Origin of the sequence: Frankia sp. AgKG'84/4 (assembly GCF_023242965.2) — a bacterium.
Lineage (GTDB): Bacteria > Actinomycetota > Actinomycetes > Frankiales > Frankiaceae > Frankia.
On record NZ_JALKFU020000624.1, the window covers coordinates 1 to 2,950 of the forward strand.

2 protein-coding genes are annotated in these 2,950 nt (G+C 73.4%); one reads left to right on the plus strand and one right to left on the minus strand.

From position 1 onward, the window contains the following. On the minus strand, positions 1–577 hold a 577-nt coding region (locus MXD58_RS24165; protein WP_250609989.1), incomplete at its 3' end, for a TerD family protein. A 361-nt stretch (positions 578–938) separates the two neighbouring features. Here MXD58_RS24165 and MXD58_RS24170 point away from each other — a divergent pair. Then, positions 939–2,950, plus strand: a 2,012-nt coding sequence (locus MXD58_RS24170; protein WP_250609990.1) for an ABC transporter permease, incomplete at its 3' end; no start/stop codon positions are given.

Consider the following 2,950-nt stretch of genomic DNA (forward strand, 5'->3'; position numbering starts at 1 on the left):
GGGTGGCCGCGGGCGGGGTGGCGGCGGGCGGGGTGGCGGCGCGCGGGGAGGATTTGCCCGGCGGTGCTTTCGGCGCGTGCGACGGTCCGGCGTGATCGTCGTCGTCGACGACCACGCCGTAGTCACGGGCCAGCCCGGCCAGGCCGTCGGCGTAGCCCTGCCCGACGGCGCGGACCTTCCAGCCGGGTCCGCGGCGGTAGATCTCGACCAGCGTGAGCACGGTCTCGCTGGTCAGTGGCGGCGGGGCGAAGTGGGCCAGGACGTTGCCCCGCTCGTTGTGCAGGGTGACGACAGGCGCCGGCAGCTGCCCGAACGGCGTCGTGCCGTCCTCCGGGCCGGCCGCGATCACCACCCGCTCGGCGCCCTGTCGCAGCGCACTCGGGATGATGGTCACCTCCCGGCCACCCAGAGTGACCCCGGCGGTACGCGGCTGGTTGTAGAAGACGAAATCGTCGTCCCCGTCGACCTTCCCGTGCGCCGAGACGATCAGCGCGCACAGGTCGAACGGCCCGGCGAGACGGACCTGGAGCGGTCCTCCGGGCAGGGGCGCGTTGGCGCCGGGCACCAGCTCTGTCACTATCCCACTCCCGTTGCTGTCGTCGGTGCGGGCTGGTGGTGGTGCGGGGCACGTCAGCGACGTGTCCGTCCTTTCTAGGTGTACCGGGTGAGGGGCGACATCACCATGGCTGAACGGTTGAGTTCGTGGGCCGGGTGATTCACTACCCGTAGTGCAGTTGTGGGTTGTTTGCTTGTCGAGCCGGAGGCGGCGGCCTTACCGTCGCGTCGGTTGCCGTGATCAACGGATGCGGTAACCGGGTCGCCATGAGGGCCCTGGCCGCACAGGTCCGCTTGGGAGTGCCAGTGGTCGCCAGGGGACCGATACGGGGAAGCACGCGGGCGCCATCAGAGGGCGGCGCCGGAAGCAGGATGGACAAGCCGTGAACGACGTCATGGGCTTCGCCCTGCTCAGTCTCGGATCAGGCGCCCTGTACGCGCTGGTCGCCGCGGGTGTCGTGGTGATCGCGCGGGGCGCCGGGGTGCTCAACATGGCCCAGGGCGCGATGGTGGCCTGGTCGGCCTACGCCTTCCATGGCCTGCACGGGCCCTGGGGTCTGCCGCTCGGACCCGCGGCGGTCCTCGCGGTCGCGTCGACCGTCGCGATCGGGGTGCTGTTCCACTTCCTGGTGATGCGCCCGCTGCGGGAGGCCACCGCGCTGCTGCGGCTGATGGCCACCCTCGGGCTGCTGATCATCCTCCAGTCGGCGCTGACGCTGATGTTCGCCGGTGCGGTCCGGACCTCCCCGACAGTGCTGCCGACCGGCACCGTCGAGCTGTTCGGCGAACCCGTCGGCATCGACGTGTTCGTCCGCCTCGGTGCCGTCGCCGTGCTGGTCGCCGCGCTGTGGGCGGTGCTGCGCCTGACCACCCTGGGGCTGGCCGCGACGGCGGCGACCGAGAACCCGCGCGCGGCGCAGACGTTCGGCTGGTCCGTCGACACGGTGGCCGCCACCGCCTGGGGCGCCGGCGCCGGGCTCGCCGGCCTCGGCGGTGTGCTGCTCGCCCCGCTGCAGAACCCGCTGTCCGCGGCGAACCTGCTGCTGCTCATCGTTCCCGGGCTGGCGGTGGCGCTGGTCGCGCGGTTCCACTCGCTGCCCGGGGTGCTGCTCGGCGGACTCGTCCTCGGCGTCATCGAGGTGGAGACGCAGTACGAGCTCGTCGCCCACCATCCGTTCTGGCGCGGGATCGACCGGGCCGTGCCGCTCGCGGTCATCGTGTTCTACCTGGCGATCCGCGGCCGTGGCCTGCCCGAACGCGGACATGTCTCCGAGCGTCATCCCGTTCTCGGTTCCGGCCAGGTGCATCCCCGCGCGCTGGCCGTCTCCGTCGCGGCGGCGCTGGCGGCGATCTGGTGGGTGCTGCCGAAAGACTGGGTCGACGCGCTCGACGCCAACGCGCTCTGGGCGCTGATCATCCTGTCGGTGGTGGTGCTGGTCGGGTTCACCGGCCAGCTCTCCCTGGCGCAGCTCGCCTTCTCCGGGATCGCCGCGCTGATCGCCGGCCGGCTCGTCGCCGCGCACGGCTGGCCGCTGGAGGCCGCGATGGTGCTCGGTGTCGCCGGCACCGCCGTCGTCGGGCTGCTGTTCGCGCTGCCCGCCTTGCGGACCCGCGGGCTGCAGCTCGCCGTCGTCACCCTCGGTCTCGGCGCCGCCGTCGACGCGCTGCTGTTCCAGCGTGGCTACCACTCGCCGCCGCCGGCCAGCGCCGGCTCGCTCGGGACGCTGTTCGGGGACCTGGCCTCCCCGGAGGGCACGGTCGTCGGTCGGCAGCATTTCCTCGGCGTCGCGATGGACCCCGTCACCGACCCGCGGGGCTTCGCCACCGTCTCCGTGCTGGCCTTCGTCCTCGTCGCGCTCGCCGTGGCGAACCTGCGCCGCGGCCGCGCCGGGCGCCGGCTCATCGCGGTGCGGACCAACGAGCGGGCCGCCGCGGCGCTGGGCATCAGCGTCGTCGGCGCGAAGCTGTACGCGTTCGCGCTGTCGGCGGCCATCGCCGGCTTCGGCGGCGTGCTCTACGTCTTCTACCTTTACGGCGGCCGCGGCAACATCGACTACGGCGACGGGACGTTCTCGCCGTTCTCCTCGATCCTGCTCATCGCCTACGCGGTGGTCGGCGGCGTCGGCTGGGTCAGCGGCGCGTTCGCCGGCGCGACGATGGCCGCCGGCGCGCTGAGCACCCGACTCGGCGCCACCGCCGGAGAGTGGCTCGGCCGGCTCGGAGTGCTGCTGCGACTGGTCGCCGCGGCCGTCGCCGGCCTGCTCGGCCTCGCCGCTGCCACGGCGGCGGTGAACGGGACGGCACTGGTGAACGGGACGGCGGCGGCGAACGGGACGGCGGCGGCGAACGGGACGGCGCTGGCGAACGGCGGGGTGCGGGGTGGCGGCGGTCCCGC